12 protein-coding genes are annotated in these 15,120 nt (G+C 70.2%); 8 read left to right on the forward strand and 4 right to left on the reverse strand.

Translation table 11 applies throughout. The features are described 5' to 3' along the window. Positions 1–58: 58 nt before the first annotated feature. Genes JOC24_RS12785 through JOC24_RS12800 form a run of 4 tightly spaced genes read left to right on the forward strand, consistent with a single transcriptional unit; the run spans position 59 to position 5,104 of the window. Positions 59–1,177, forward strand: coding sequence for a DegT/DnrJ/EryC1/StrS family aminotransferase (locus tag JOC24_RS12785; RefSeq protein ID WP_205020340.1), 1,119 nt, complete (start codon positions 59–61; stop codon positions 1,175–1,177). After that, on the forward strand, positions 1,174–2,199 hold the full coding sequence (locus JOC24_RS12790; protein WP_205020341.1) for a Gfo/Idh/MocA family protein: 1,026 nt from the start codon (positions 1,174–1,176) through the stop codon (positions 2,197–2,199). The genes JOC24_RS12785 and JOC24_RS12790 overlap by 4 nt, the downstream gene beginning before the upstream one ends. After that, positions 2,196–3,824 (forward strand): glycosyltransferase family 2 protein, encoded by a 1,629-nt coding sequence (locus tag JOC24_RS12795; protein ID WP_205020342.1) that lies wholly within the window; start codon positions 2,196–2,198, stop codon positions 3,822–3,824. The genes JOC24_RS12790 and JOC24_RS12795 overlap by 4 nt, the downstream gene beginning before the upstream one ends. Then, the gene (locus JOC24_RS12800; protein WP_205020343.1) at positions 3,821–5,104 is read left to right on the forward strand and encodes a nucleotide sugar dehydrogenase; all 1,284 of its coding nucleotides are present in this window, start codon (positions 3,821–3,823) and stop codon (positions 5,102–5,104) included. The genes JOC24_RS12795 and JOC24_RS12800 overlap by 4 nt, the downstream gene beginning before the upstream one ends. A gap of 19 nt (positions 5,105–5,123) precedes the next feature. Here JOC24_RS12800 and JOC24_RS12805 read toward each other — a convergent pair whose 3' ends face one another. The 4 genes from JOC24_RS12805 to JOC24_RS12820 form a co-directional block, all read right to left on the reverse strand. Then, a complete protein-coding gene (locus JOC24_RS12805; RefSeq protein ID WP_205020344.1) occupies positions 5,124–7,256 on the reverse strand; it encodes a glycosyltransferase family protein in 2,133 nt (710 codons plus the stop codon). After that, positions 7,253–8,629 (reverse strand): glycosyltransferase, encoded by a 1,377-nt coding sequence (locus JOC24_RS12810; protein WP_205020468.1) that lies wholly within the window; start codon positions 8,627–8,629, stop codon positions 7,253–7,255. The genes JOC24_RS12805 and JOC24_RS12810 overlap by 4 nt, the downstream gene beginning before the upstream one ends. 111 nt (positions 8,630–8,740) lie before the next feature. After that, complete coding sequence (gene wecB, locus JOC24_RS12815; protein WP_205020345.1) at positions 8,741–9,844, reverse strand: non-hydrolyzing UDP-N-acetylglucosamine 2-epimerase; 1,104 nt, start codon at positions 9,842–9,844, stop codon at positions 8,741–8,743. A gap of 199 nt (positions 9,845–10,043) precedes the next feature. Beyond that, entirely contained in the window at positions 10,044–10,640 is a 597-nt protein-coding gene (locus tag JOC24_RS12820; protein ID WP_205020346.1) for an acyltransferase, read from the reverse strand. Positions 10,641–10,948: 308 nt separating this feature from the next. Here JOC24_RS12820 and rplU point away from each other — a divergent pair, with 308 nt between their 5' ends. From rplU to JOC24_RS12840, 4 genes are all read left to right on the forward strand, one after another. Beyond that, complete coding sequence (gene rplU, locus JOC24_RS12825; RefSeq protein WP_015577124.1) at positions 10,949–11,269, forward strand: 50S ribosomal protein L21; 321 nt, start codon at positions 10,949–10,951, stop codon at positions 11,267–11,269. 14 nt (positions 11,270–11,283) lie between these two features. Further along, positions 11,284–11,541: a 50S ribosomal protein L27 gene (gene rpmA, locus JOC24_RS12830; RefSeq protein WP_014045902.1), complete on the forward strand. Its 258-nt coding sequence runs from the start codon at positions 11,284–11,286 to the stop codon at positions 11,539–11,541. A gap of 140 nt (positions 11,542–11,681) precedes the next feature. Then, positions 11,682–13,118 (forward strand): GTPase ObgE, encoded by a 1,437-nt coding sequence (gene obgE / locus JOC24_RS12835; protein WP_205020347.1) that lies wholly within the window; start codon positions 11,682–11,684, stop codon positions 13,116–13,118. 278 nt (positions 13,119–13,396) lie between these two features. After that, positions 13,397–14,896 (forward strand): bifunctional cytidylyltransferase/SDR family oxidoreductase, encoded by a 1,500-nt coding sequence (locus tag JOC24_RS12840; protein ID WP_205020348.1) that lies wholly within the window; start codon positions 13,397–13,399, stop codon positions 14,894–14,896. Positions 14,897–15,120 lie beyond the last annotated feature (224 nt).

Consider the following 15,120-nt stretch of genomic DNA (forward strand, 5'->3'; position numbering starts at 1 on the left):
TCCCGCACCCCGGAACTCTGCCTGTGGAGTGCTCCTGCGGTGTTCAGGGAGGACGTCCATGACGACCATCGACGAGCAACCGATTCCCGCCGCCCGCCCGGTCATCGGCGAAGAGGAGATCGAGGCCGCGGTACGCGTGCTGCGCAGCGGGCGCGTCGTGCAGGGCCCCGAGGTCGCGGCCTTCGAGGAGGGCTTCTCCGAACTGGTCGACGGACGGCACTGTGTCGCCGTCAGCTCCGGCACCTCCGCGCTGCATCTTCTCCTGCTCGCCCTCGGCATCGGCCCCGGCGACGAGGTGATCGTCCCGTCCTTCTCCTTCGCGGCCTCCGCGAACGCCGTCCGGCTGGCCGGCGCCGACGTGGTGTTCGCCGACATCGAGCCGGGCGGCTACGGCCTGGACCCGGCCGCCGTCGAGGCGGCCGTCACACCCCGCACCGCCGCCGTCATGCCCGTCCACCTCTACGGTCACCCGGCGGCGATGGACGAGCTCGGGCCCCTTGCCCGGAAACACGGACTCGCCGTGGTCGAAGACGCCTGCCAGGCGCACGCGGCGGCTCTGAACGGAACCCCCGTCGGCGCGTTCGGCGAAGGCGGCACGTTCAGTTTCTACCCGACCAAGAACATGCACGCCCTCGAGGGCGGCATGATCACCACCGCCGACACCGAACTCGCCCGCACCCTGCGCCTCCTGCGTAACCAGGGCATGGAGCAGCGGTACGCCAACGAGATCGTCGGCGCCAACATGCGCATGACGGACGTGGCCGCCGCCGTCGGCCGCGTACAGCTGGCCAAGGTCGCCGGATGGACCGAACGGCGCCGCGCCCACGCCGCGTACCTCGACGCGCACATCACCGCCCCGGGCATCACCACGCCGCCGGTCGCCGAAGGCGCCAGGCACGTCTACCACCAGTACACGATCCGCGTGCGGGGCGACCGCGATGCCTTCATGGCCGGGCTCACCGAGGCCGGCATCGGCAACGCGGTCTACTACCCGACACCCATCCACCGGCTCAAGCCGTACCGGGAGCCGGACCGGAAGGCCGGCCGGAACTGGGACCTGCCGGAGACCGAGCGGGCCGCCGCCGAGGTCGTCTCGCTCCCCGTCCACCCCTCGCTCGGCGAGGGGGATCCGGCCCGCATCGCCGAGGCCGTGAACGCACTGGGGGAGAGGCTGTGACCACCACCGCACTGAAGGCCGGGCTCATAGGTCTCGGCTCCATGGGCCGCAACCACGCCCGTGTCCTCGCCGGACTCGAAGGTGTGGCCCTGGCCGGAGTCGTCGATCCCATGGGTGACAAGAACGGCTGGGCGCAGGGAGCCCCTGTCCTGCCGACCCTCGAGGACCTCATCGCGCTCGGCATCGACTACGCGGTGGTGGCCTGCCCGACCGCCCTGCACGGAGAGATCGGCCTCCGGCTGGCCCACGCCGGTGTCGGCGCCCTGATCGAGAAGCCCCTCGCCGACACCGCGGAAGGTGCCCGTCGCCTCCTCGACGCCTTCGGGTCGCGGAACCTGGTGGCCGGTGTCGGCCACATCGAGCGCTGCAACCCCGCCCTGCATTCGCTGCGCGGCCGTCTGGAGGCCGGCGATCTCGGCGAGGTCTTCCAGGTCGTCACCCGCCGTCAGGGCCCCTTCCCCCACCGCATCGCGGACGTCGGCGTGGTCAAGGACCTCGCCACGCACGACATCGACCTGACGGCCTGGGTCACGGGCCGGACGTACACCTCGATAGCGGCCCACACCGTCTCCAAGTCCGGCCGACCGCACGAGGACATGATCTCCGCCGTGGGCAAGCTCTCCGACGGCACCATGGTCAACCACCTGGTCAACTGGCTGAGCCCCCTCAAGGAACGCTTCACCTCGGTCACCGGTGAGCGCGGCTGCTTCATCGCGGACACGCTGACCGGCGACCTCACGTTCCACTCGAACGCGGCGGTGACCACCGAATGGGAGGCCCTGCGCGCGTTCCGCGGTGTCTCCGAGGGCGACATGATCCGCTACGCGATCCCGAAGCGTGAGCCGCTGCTGGTGGAGCACGAGCTCTTCCGGGACGCCGTCATGGGCCTGCCCGCCGACATCTGCACCCTGCGTCAGGGCCTGCGGACCGTCGAGGTGGCGGAGGGGCTGCTGGAATCCGCCGCCACCGGACTCGCCGTGCGGCTGGACGGGGGAACGACCTCGCCCGAGGTGGCCAATTGACCCGGCCCGACGTCTCCGTGGTCGTAGCCGTCTACAACACGATGCCCTATCTCACCGAGTGCCTGAACTCGCTCGTGGGGCAGAGCATCGGGGCCGACCGGCTCGAGGTCGTCGCCGTGGACGACGGGTCGACCGACGGGAGCGGTGCGGAACTGGACCGCTTCGCGGCGAAGTACCCGGGCACGGTCAAGGTCATCCACCAGGAGAACTCCGGAGGCCCGGCGGCGCCGAGCAACCGTGCCCTGGAGGTGGCCACCGGGCGGTACGTGTACTTCGTAGGCTCCGACGACCACCTGGGCGAGGAAGCCCTCGCGCGCATGGTGGGCTGCGCGGACGCGTACGGCTCCGACGTGGTCATCGGCAAGATGGTCGGGACCAACGGCCGGTACGTGCACCAGGAGCTCTACAAGGAGAACGATCCGGACGTCAGCCTCTTCCACTCGGCGCTTCCCTTCACCCTGGCGAACACCAAGCTCTTCCGCCGCGAGCTGGTGGAGAGGCACGGGTTGCGCTTCCCGGAGGACCTGCCGGTGGGCAGCGACCAGCCGTTCACCGTCGAGGCGTGTGTCCGGGCCCGCAGGATCTCGGTTCTCGCGGACTACGACTTCTACTACGCGGTGAAGCGCGTCGACGCGGGAAACATCACCTATCGGGCCGACCACCTGTCCCGGCTGCGCTGCACTGCGGCGATCATGAAGCACGCCGCCGACCTGGTGGAGGCCGGCCCCGACCGGGACGCGCTTCTCCGGCGGCACTTCACCTGGGAGCTCTCCAAACTCGTGCAGGGCGACTTCCCGGCCCTCGGAGCCGGGGTCAGGCGGGAGGTGTGTGCGGGGATCGCCGCCCTCGCGGACGCATACCTCACCGACGGGCTCAGGGACTCCCTCGACGTCGGGCGCCGGGTGCGGATCTGCCTCGCCCAGGCGGGCGCCGTGGACGACCTGGTCCGGGTCGTCACGGACGGGACGGAGCACGGTGCCCCGCCCTTCCACCTGGAGGGGGGCCGGGCCTTCGCGATGTACCCCGGCTTCCGCGACGAGGCCCTCGGCCTCCCCGACCGGGTCTACGAGCTGCTCGACGAGGCCGTGCCCGGGCGGCTGGCGCAGGGGACGGAGTTCGTCGCCGCCGAATGGGAGCAGGACGGCGACGACCTGTGTCTCGTGCTCACGCTCAGGGTCGGCGTCGTGGGTGACACCGGTTCCCTGACCGTGCGTCTGGTCCAGGGGGCCATGCCGAAGAGCGCCGACGGACCCGGCGCGCGCCGTCTCCCGGCCGACCACGTGCTCGCGGTTCCTGACGGTCGGTTCGACCACGTGCCGACCGGCGACGGCCGGGCGACGGCCGTCCACGCGCGGATCCCGGTTCACGCCGTGCAGGCCAAGCTCGGCGTCCGGGTATACGTGGACGTGGCAGGCTCGACGTACGAGATCCCGCTGAGAACCGGCGGGAAGCCGCTGCCCCTGGCCCTCCGATGGCGGCAGACCGTTCCGTACAGGGCGTCGGCGAACCGGAACACCAAGGGCCGGCTCGTGATCACGACGGCGCCCCTGTGGGAGGCGGACCCGGGAGCGGGAAAGGGGCTGCGCCACATGCTGTCCAGGCTGAGGAGAGAAGTGACCCGATGAACATCTGTGTAGTCGCGCTGGGAAAGATCGGCCTCCCGCTCGCCGTGCAGTTCGCGGCCAAGGGCCACACGGTCAGGGGCGCGGACATCGACGCGCGGGTCGTCGAACTCGTCAACGCGGCCACGGAGCCGTTCCCCGGCGAGCACGGTCTGGACGCCGGGCTCAAGGAGACCGTCGGCGCGGGCCTGCTCTCCGCGACCACGGACACCACGGCCGCGGTCGCCGCGTCCGACGCCGTCGTGGTGGTCGTACCGCTGTTCGTGGACGCCGAGGGCACCCCGGATTTCGGCTGGATGGACGCGGCGACGAAGGCGATCGCCGCGGGCCTGAAGCCGGGCACCCTCGTCAGCTACGAGACCACCCTGCCGGTGGGCACCACACGCACGCGCTGGGCGCCCGTGCTCGCCGAGGGTTCCGGCCTGACGCCGGGTGTGGACTTCCACCTCGTCTTCTCCCCGGAACGGGTGCTGACCGGCCGTGTCTTCGCGGACCTGCGCCGCTATCCGAAGCTCGTCGGCGGCATCGACGAGGCGTCCTCACGGCGGGGGGCGGATTTCTACGAGGCCGTGCTCGACTTCGACGACCGTGAGGACCTGCCACGTCCGAACGGAGTCTGGGACCTCGGTACGGCGGAGGCCGCCGAGCTGGCCAAGCTCGCCGAGACCACCTACCGCGACGTCAACATCGGTCTGGCCAACCAGTTCGCCCGGTTCGCCGACCGGAACGGCATCGACGTCAGGAAGGTCATCGAGGCCTGCAACAGCCAGCCCTACAGCCACATCCACCAGCCCGGCATCGCCGTGGGCGGCCACTGCATCCCGGTCTACCCGCGGATGTACCTGTGGAACGACCCGGAGGCCACCGTCGTGCGCTCGGCCCGTGAGACCAACGCCGCGATGCCCGGATACGCCGTGGACCTGCTGGCCGCCGCGTACGGCGACCTGGACGGTGCCGGGGTCCTGGTGCTCGGCGCCGCCTACCGCGGGGGAGTGAAGGAGACCGCCTTCTCCGGCGTCTTCGGGGTCGTCGAGGCACTGAGGGCCCGCGGCGCGGTGCCGTTCGTCTCCGACCCGATGTACACGGCCGGCGAACTGACCGCGCACGGCCTCGTGCCGCACGCGGGCCAGACCGTCACCGCCGCGATCCTCCAGGCCGACCACGCCGAGTACCGGGAGCTGGCCGCTGCCGACCTGCCTGACGTCCGCGTCCTGGTCGACGGCCGCCGTACGACGGACCCGGCCAACTGGGAGGGGGTCCGTCGCGTCGTCATCGGCGGCTGACCGGACGGCCCGCGCCGGATCAGCCCTCGCCGAGGAGGAACCGGTCGAACCGCTTGCCCACGACGCTCCAGTCCCAGGCCGAGAGAGCGTGCTCCGAAGCCGGCCCGCCCGCCGCCCGCCAGGACTCCTCGGTCGAGGTGGTGTCCAGGATGCGCCTGGCGGCCTCCTCCGGAGAGCCGACGACCCAGCCCTCGGGGTACAGGGTCCGCGCGCTGTTCGCCCGCCCGGCGTAGAAGGGCCAGTCGCGGACGACCGGCAGGGCGGCGCTCGCTGCACCCTCCATCAGGCCCACATGGCATCCTTCGCGCAAGGACGAACTGAGGATCACGCCGATGTCGCTCAGCACACCGGGAACGTCGTCGGTCGGGCCCAGCCGTACCACCGCGCCGGAGGCGACGAGAGGTCTCAGCACCCGCTCGAGGCGCCTGCGGTAGTCACCGGTCGCCCTACTGGTCCTCGGGTCCATGTCACCACCCACCAGAAGCAGCCGGTAGCGCTCGTCGTGCTCACGCACGCGCTTGAGCACGTCCACCGCCCACAGCGGATCCTTGGCGACCTGACTGACGCCGATCAGACCGAGGTTGAACCGGGCTTCGGCCGGCTTGGGCCGGACGAAACGGGAGAGCTCCATCGCGTTGTCGAGCAGATGGGTCCGCGGTGCGCCGGCGCCGCGCAGATGCGGTACCAGCGACGTGACCAGGTCCTTCACGTGCGGTGCCACGAAGACGAGGTCGTCGACGCGGGAGAAGTCCGTCATGTGGGGCCATCTGGTGAACGCCTCGTAGCTGTGCAACCGCACCACGATGCGGGTGTCGCCGGGATCGATGGTGGTGAGCATCGAGGCGGGGCCGACGGACCAGTCGAGGAACACCGTGTCCGCCCAGTCCAGGTGGGGACGCATCAGCCGCTCGACCTCCGCCTGGTAGCCGGTCGTGCCACCGGCCAGCCGGTCCTCCAGCATGAGCCGCGCGGCCCACGAGATGCGGTTGAGCGCCCTCTGGGCAGCCAGGTCCAGGTAGCGGAGCTCGACCCGCGGATGGTTCTCGTACCGCGAGAGGACGTGGTGGAGGAAGTTGGCGTTGGCGCTGGTGGTGACGAGCAGGCGCAGCGGACGGCCGGCGGGAGGGCTCGCAGCGGGGGTCTGCCTGCCCCGGGGCCGGGAGACCGCCCGGAACGCGGTGGAGACCTGGAGGCTCGCGGTGTGGTCCCGCGCGTTCTCGACGAGCGGCGAGCTCAGCCCGTCCACGTGCAGCATGCGGTGGAAGCAGAGGAACATTGCCCGGTTCAGAGCCTCGGACGCGACCTCGTGGTTGCCCTCGGCGTACTGCTCGTCGGCCTGGGCGAGCCGGGCGCCGACCGCCCTGTGGAGGTCGCGGGGGCTGATGCCCTCGGCGATCTCCGTCATGACCCCCTCGTCGAGCAGCTTCGCCCGGAGCGAGAGGTCGGGGATCCTGGAGGCCGCCGTCGTGAGCGCCATGGCGGCCCCGCTGGTACGGCCGGCCCACCGCATGCCTTCCGCGACGTAGCGGGCCGCCGCCACGCGGGCTCTGACCGGCACACCCGGAGCGCTCACCGCCGAACGCCAGAGCCGGGCCCCGAGGGCGGACCGCATGACGGGACGCGCGGTCGCCGCGCGCATCACGGCGGCCGGGACGGCGTCGACGGAGCGGCGTACGTCCTGCGCGACCGCGCCCGGAGCCGGAAACACGACCCGGCGCGGGACCGTTTCCCGCTGCCCGCGCCTGTCGAACGCGGTGAGTGCGGCCACGACGCCGAAGTGGGCCTCCGCCGTCGGGTTGTACCGCGCGAGCCGCCACACGGTGTAGACGGCGCCCGGGTCCAGGGCCACGATGACCTGAGCCCGCAGAGCACGCCGCCGGAACCCCCGGTCCCGCTGCGACTGCAGCCACACCCGCATGCCGACGGGGGAGGCCTTGGCTCTGCGCCGCACCGAACCGCTCCTGCGGGAGAGCCCCCGGGGCAGCTGATGCACCCCGTCCAGCGCGATGAGGGACAACTCCTGTGCGACCCGGGCCACGTGGAAGGTGCCGGCCAGGTGGACCCGGGCACCGCGATCACGGAACCGGCCCACCGAATCCGCGAGGATGCCGAGCTCAGGCCGCTTGGTGGCGACGAACAGAACCTCCGTCACGATGCGGTCCCTCCCGCGACGATGGGCTTCTCCGCGAGGACCGCCGTGTCCGTTGCGCCTCTGCCCGATGCGCGGTCCGCGGCGAGCTGATCGATCAGCTCCCGTACGGCGGCGCTCATCAGCGCCCTCCGGGTGAACCGGTCCGCGTGTGCCATCGCCTCCGCGTGGACGGCGTCGCTGGTCCCGACGGCCATGTGCGCCGCGCGGACGAACGAACGGGTCAGGGCCTCCTCGTCCATACCGGCGGAGCCGGTCCACAGCGGATGGCCGCGGAGGACGTTCGACGCGTCGTGCTCGACCACGTGCGCGGAGACGATGGGCAGTCCCGTCGCCATGTACTCGTACACCTTGCCCGAGGTGACGTAACGGCCGCCGATGAGGATGAGGACCAGGGCGTCCCAGCCGGCGTAGACCGAGGCGACCTCCGCCTTCGCGGCGGGACCGCCGAAGCGGACACCGTCGTCCTCGGCCTGCTTCAGGATCTCGGCGTGGCGGTTGGCCTCGCGCCCGGCGCCGTTGCCGATGTGACCGCGTACCTCGAAGCGCGCGTTGGCCAGCAGCGGCTCCTGCTCGCGGGCCGCGCGCCAGGCGCTGAGGACCGTTTCGAGCTGCTGGGCGGTGAAGTTCACCGTGCCCAGGTAACCGAAGACGAGACCGGACCCGGGGTCGGGGCGGTGCGCACGGCCGGGTGAGCTGTCCGCGTCGTAACCGTTGCGTACGACCCGGACCCGGTCGGCGAAATCCGGGTAGCGCTCGCGGTAGTGCGCGGCGATCGGGTCGTTGACCACCCAGAGGGAGACCGCGTGGTCCAGCATCCTCTGCTCCCAGCGCCCGGGTTCGGAGTCGCGGGAGAAGGCTTCCACGCCCTCGATCACGTCGATGGACCAGCCGTCGCGGAAGTCCATCGCGTAGGGAACTCGTGCGTCCTCCCACAACCTCCACACCGCGGCGAGGTTGACGTAGGGGACGCAGCTCGCCAGGAGGAGGTCCGCACGGTGTTCACGGTGGATGTCCAGCACGGCCTGCTCCAGCGCACCGCGCCATTCGCCGAAGTTCGGCTCCGGGAAGGTGCTGGTCTGCCGGACCCGGAGCCGGGCGACCCATTCGTTCGGCCTGAGAGCACGGTCCTCGTCGTAGAGACGGATGTCCGTCTCCAGGTCCTCACGTGCCAAGGGCAGTTCGACGACGCGCACCAGCGGGTCGACCTGGTCCAGGAGAGTGAGGTCGACGCCGGAGTCCCGCTGCCAGGAGTCCCGCGCGATCGTGACGACGGTGACGTCCCAGCCCGCCTCGACGAACTGGTTCGCCGTCTCACGCATGCGGTAGGCGCAGCTCTTCGCAGCCGGCGGGAAACCGATGGCGAGGTAGATCACGTGGGGCCGTGCGTCTTTCGTGGGCGGCCCGGACCTGGAGGACGCTGACATGACAGATGACGCTAGCATGGTGACATATGCCTATTTGTGATGTTCGTGGTACTCCGCACGTCACGCGCGTCGGCCTTTCGCGTCCCGGCCCTCGATGATGCGGACGACGTTCTTCGCCGCGTGGCCGTCGCCGTAGGGCGTGCCGGGGTCGGCCGTCGGTGCGGCCCGGGTCACCGTGCCGGCCCAGGCGTCCGGGTCCATCGCGTGCGGATCGGGCACCAGGACGTTCCAGCCGGTGTCCACCGTCTCCACCCACTCCGTTTCGGGGCGGACGGTCGTGGTGGTCCTCCTCAGGAGGAACGCCTCCTTCTGGAGGCCTCCGGAGTCGGTGACGACGCCGGAGGACGCCAGCACGGCAGCGACGAGGTCCGCGTACGGGAGCGGACGGCCGACGTGGACGGAACCCCGGTCCAGCTCGAGGCCGTGCTCCTCGGCGCGGGCGACCAGGCGTGGGTGGGCGAGCAGCGCGACCGGAACGGGCAGGCTGGCCAGGGACTCCAGGAGCGCCGCCAGGCGGCCGGGATCGTCGGTGTTGTCCGGACGGTGCAGCGTGGCGAGCAGGAACGGCCGGGCGGGGTCGATGCCCCCGGGCAGCACGGGCGCGGGGAGCCCTTCCGCGAGCACCGCGTCCCGGATCCGCAGGCAGATGTCGACCATGACGTCACCGGCCAGCTCCGAGCGGTCGGAGAGCCCCTCCGCCGCGAGGTGGCGCATCGCCTCCTCGGTCGGCGCGAGGAGGAGGTCCGCGCAGTGGTCGGTCAGTACCCGGTTGTGTTCCTCCGGCATGCGCCGGTTGAAGGAGCGCAGTCCCGCTTCCAGGTGGGCGACCGGGATGTGCATCTTCACCGCGGACAGCGCGCCGGCGATGGTGGAGTTGGTGTCTCCGTAGACCAGGACCCAGTCCGGCTTCTCCCGTTCGAGGACCGGGTCGAGTGCCAGGAGCACGGATCCGGTCTGCGCTCCGTGACTTCCGGAGCCGACGCCCAGGTGGACATCGGGGTCCGGGATGCCGAGTCCGTCGAAGAACACATCCGACAGATCGGCGTCGTAGTGCTGTCCCGTGTGCACGATGAGGTGTTCGTGTTCCGTGTCCGCGAAGGCGGCCGATACGGGTGCCAGTTTCACCAATTGCGGGCGGGCGCCGACGATGCTGATGACTTTCACTGAGCACCCTTCTGCCGGGACAGGTCGATTCCGGGATATCGGGGCAATCGTAGGTAATTACGGTGATGGCCGGGTGTGATCCGGCGGTGTCGAGGGCGCGTCGTTGCGCTGCCGTCCGCGTCGGGGACCCATGGGGGAGTGCGTCGCGTCAATCCGGTAAGGGCTGTGACCCGTTGCGGCCGGACGGCGGGCCTCCCGCTCAGCGCTCGGACAGGATGCCGTCCTCCTCGACGTACGCCGCGCCGGACCGTGGGCAGTCCCAGACCCCGGGCTCGCCCTCGCGCTCCACCAGGCGCACGCCGCTGCGGCCGACCCAGCCGGCCCACCGGGCCGGGACGCCGACCACGAGTGCGAAGTCCGCCACGTCCTTGGTGACCACAGCCCCGGCCGCGACCATGGCCCAGCGGCCGATCCGCACCGGTGCCACGCAGACCGAACGTGCGCCGAGGGACGCGCCCTCGGCGATCCTCACGCCGACGGCCTCCCACTCCCCGCCATGCTTCCGGCGGCCCTCGGCGTCGACCGACCGCGGGTTGTGGTCGTTGGTGAGGACCACCGCGGGGCCGATGAAGACCCCGTCGCCGAGTTCGGCGGGCTCGTACACGAGCGCGTAGTTCTGGATCTTGACGTTGTCGCCGATGCGCACGCCGGCGCCCACGTACGCGCCACGACCGATCACGCATCCCTCGCCGAGCCTGGCTCCCTCGCGGATCTGCGCCAGTTCCCAGATGCTGCTGCCCGCGCCGATCGCGGCACTTCCGTCGACCTGGGCGGTGGGCTGGACTCGGTAGTTCACGGGACCACCTTCTGCGGCACGGGTCTTCCGGGAAGCATACGATCTCTGGACAAAAAGCCTGCCCGTGCGGCGTGTCCCCGGCCGGCCGCGAGGTCTTCCGTCGCTCCGGCCGACGGCCGGTTTGACCCCCCGCACCCCTCCCCGTAATCTTGACCCTCGGCGTGTTTCTGTGCGCCTAACCCCTGAGCACATCCCTCCCGGTGATTCGTCCCCGGGGGAGGCCGCTCATCCTTCCGGACTGTCGTGGGCCCCGGCCCGTGCGGGCGGCTGGCATCAGGGGATCCGTTCCGAGTGAGAGAGAGATCCGCGTGTACGCCATCGTGCGCAGCGGTGGTCGCCAGCACAAGGTTGCTGTCGGCGACATCGTTGAGGTTGACAAGATTTCCACCGCCAAGGTTGGCGACACGGTCGAGCTCTCGACCCTGCTCGTTGTCGACGGCGACGCCGTGACCAGCGACCCCTGGGTTCTGGACGGCATCAAGGTCCAGGCCGAGATCGTGGACCACCACAAGGGCGCGAAGATCGACATCCTTCGCTACAAGAACAAGACGGGTTACCGCCGTCGCCAGGGTCACCGTCAGCAGTACACGGCGATCAAGGTCACCGGTATCCCCGCGGCTGCGAAGTAAGGGACTGAGGAGACATGGCACACAAGAAGGGCGCATCGTCCACTCGGAACGGGCGCGATTCCAATGCTCAGCGGCTCGGCGTGAAGCGCTTCGGCGGTCAGGCCGTCAACGCCGGTGAGATCCTGGTCCGCCAGCGCGGCACCCACTTCCACCCGGGCACGGGCGTCGGCCGTGGCGGCGACGACACGCTGTTCGCGCTGACCGCCGGTGCGGTGGAGTTCGGTACGCACCGTGGCCGCAAGGTCGTGAACATCGTTCCCGTCGCTGCCTGATCCAGGCAACGGCTGAACGTCACAGCACCTTCCGAGGGCGGATCCCAGCTTTCCCGGTAATCGGGGAAGCGGGTCCGCCCTCGGCGCGTTACGTCAAGAGACATCCCCGTATTTTTCCGCAGTACCTGGAGGCACCCACCATGACCACCTTCGTGGACCGCGTCGAGCTGCATGCCGCCGCGGGTAACGGAGGCCACGGCGTGGCCTCCGTACACCGTGAGAAGTTCAAGCCGCTGGGAGGCCCCGACGGGGGCAACGGCGGGCGCGGCGGCGATGTGATCCTCGTCGTCGAGCAGTCCGTCACCACGCTGCTGGACTACCACCACCACCCCCACCGCAAGGCGACGAACGGCCAGCCCGGCGCGGGTGACAACCGTTCCGGCAAGGACGGCCAGGACCTCGTGCTGCCCGTCCCGGACGGCACCGTCGTCCTCGACAAGGCCGGCAACGTCCTCGCGGACCTGGTCGGCCAGGGGACCACCTTCGTCGCCGGTCAGGGCGGCCGCGGCGGCCTCGGCAACGCCGCGCTGGCCTCGGCCCGCCGCAAGGCTCCCGGCTTCGCGCTGCTCGGCGAGCCGGGGGAGAGCCGGGACATCGTCCTGGAGCTCAAGACCGTCGCCGACGTCGCCCTCGTGGGATACCCGAGCGCGGGCAAGTCCTCGCTCATCTCGGTGCTCTCCGCGGCGAAGCCGAAGATCGCGGACTACCCGTTCACGACCCTCGTCCCCAACCTGGGGGTCGTCACCGCGGGCTCGACCGTCTACACCATCGCCGACGTCCCGGGGCTCATCCCTGGGGCCAGCCAGGGCAAGGGCCTCGGCCTGGAGTTCCTGCGGCACGTCGAGCGCTGCTCCGTCCTCGTGCACGTCCTGGACACCGCGACGCTGGAGTCGGACCGCGACCCCGTCTCGGACCTGGACATGATCGAGGAGGAACTGCGGCTGTACGGCGGCCTCGAGAACCGCCCGCGCATCGTCGCCCTCAACAAGGTCGACATCCCGGACGGCCAGGACCTCGCCGACATGATCCGCCCCGACCTGGAGGCGCGCGGCTACCGCGTGTTCGAGGTCTCGGCCATCGCGCACAAGGGCCTCAACGAGCTCAGCTACGCCCTCGCCGGGATCATCGCCGAGGCGCGGGCCACGCGGCCGAAGGAGGAGTCGACCCGGATCGTCATCCGTCCCAAGGCCGTCGACGACGCCGGCTTCACGGTGACCGTGGAGGACGACGGCATCTACCGCGTGCGGGGCGAGAAGCCCGAGCGCTGGATCCGCCAGACCGACTTCAACAACGACGAGGCCGTCGGTTACCTCGCCGACCGGCTCAACCGCCTCGGTGTCGAGGACGCACTCCGCAAGGCGGGTGCCCAGGCCGGTGACGGCGTGGCCATCGGTGCCGAGGACAACGCGGTCGTCTTCGACTGGGAGCCGACCATGGCCGCCGGTGCGGAGATGCTCGGCCGCCGTGGCGAGGACCACCGCATGGAGGCTCCGCGCCCGGCCGCGCAGCGCCGCCGCGAGCGCGAGTCCGAACGTGACGTCGCCCAGCGCGAGTACGACGAGTTCGACCCCTTCTAGCCGTCGCGCCGGGTGCCCCCGCCACGCGTGGGCACCCGGGCTCGGCCGGCGAACAGCCAGGTAGGGGCCGGTGCGGCGGCCTGGTGATGTGCGGATTGCGTAAACGTCTGTGGGGTCCGTCACCCCGGGCGGGGTCACGCGGGGGACAATCTGCCTGGCCAGGCGGTGAACTGCGGGTTTCCCACAGACGAGTGCTGGTAAACGTCCACCTTGCGAGATGGTCACGGAGAGTGCGACCATCACACTGTTCCCCCCTGTCATCGCAAGGTAGGTCGTCTGTGTCTGTGCCGCATGTAGCCAAGCCCCGGACCACAGCGGTCGTTCTCGCCGGTGGGACCGGTCAGCGCGTGGGACTGTCGATCCCCAAGCAGTTGCTGAAGATCGCCGGTAAGGCAGTCATCGAGCACACGCTGAGCATCTTCGAGAACGCCGAGGGCATCGACGACGTCATCGTGCTGATGGCGCCCGGCTTCGTCCCCGACGTCGAGAAGATCGTCGCCAAGGCCGGGCTGACCAAGGTCATCAAGGTCATCGAGGGTGGCAGCACCCGGAACGAGACCACCGAGCGCGCCATCTCGGCCCTCGGCGAGGGGCTCGCGGAGGGCGAGGACCGCAACGTCCTCTTCCACGACGCGGTCCGGCCGCTGCTGTCCCAGCGCGTCATCAAGGACTGTGTGGACGCACTCGACCGCTACCAGGCCGTCGACGTCGCCATCCCGTCCGCCGACACGATCATCGTGACCCGCACCCACGGTGAGGACGGCGAGTTCATCACCGACGTCCCGGACCGGTCCCGCCTGCGCCGCGGTCAGACCCCGCAGGCGTTCAAGCTGTCCACGATCCGCAGGGCTTACGAGGTCGCGGCCGGCGACCCGAACTTCCAGGCCACCGACGACTGTTCGGTGGTCCTGCGGTACCTCCCCGACGTGCCGATCTACGTGGTCGCGGGCGACGAGTACAACATGAAGGTGACCCAGCCGGTCGACGTCTTCATCACCGACAAGCTCTTCCAGCTGGCCTCCACCGCAGCCCCGCGCCCGGCCGACGAGGCCGCCTACCGCGAGCTGCTCTCGGGCAAGACCCTGGTCGTCTTCGGCGGTTCGTACGGCATCGGGGCCGACATCGCGACGCTGGCCGAGCAGTACGGCGCCAGTGTGTACGCGCTGGGCCGCTCCACCACGGGTACGCACGTCGAGAACCCGGAGCACATCGACGACGCGCTGTCCAAGGCGTACGCCGAGACCGGCCGCATCGACTACGTGATCAACACCGCGGGCGTGCTGCGCATCGGCAAGCTGGCGGAGACGGACAACACGACGATCCAGGAAGCGCTGAACGTCAACTACCTGGCGCCGGTGCAGATCGCGCGCGCCTCGTACAAGTACCTCGCGGAGACGCAGGGGCAGTTGCTGCTGTACACCTCCAGCAGCTACACCCGGGGCCGCGCCGAGTACAGCCTCTACTCCTCCACCAAGGCCGCCATGGTGAACCTCACGCAGGCGCTGGCCGACGAGTGGGCGGGCGAGGGCGTCAGGGTCAACTGTGTGAACCCGGAGCGCACCGCGACCCCCATGCGCACGAAGGCGTTCGGCGCGGAGCCGGAGGGCTCGCTCCTCTCGTCCGAGGCCGTGGCGCGCACCTCGCTGGACGTACTCCTGTCCGCGATGACGGGCCACGTGATCGACGTGAGGCAGCAGGACCCGACCCGCGATGTCACGGAAGCCTCGGGATTCGAGCAGGCGTTGGCCTCGGTTCTTGATCGTCAAGAAGATGTGTAATAATTCTTGACAAATGTACTTTTACGGGCCTCTGGGCTCACCGAAAGGTGAATCCAGAGGCCCGAGTGCGTGAATCCGAGTCTTCACATTTCCCTCTATACGTGAATCAACCGGCACCCCCTGGAGCAGGTTCTACGTGATTTCGACAGCCATCCGACTGGCCCGTGTGGGCAGCCGGTCAGAACTGTTGGCAGCGGTATTGATGACGCTGGGATACCCCTGCG

This window comes from Streptomyces sp. HB132 (assembly GCF_016909575.1).
Taxonomy (GTDB): domain Bacteria; phylum Actinomycetota; class Actinomycetes; order Streptomycetales; family Streptomycetaceae; genus Streptomyces.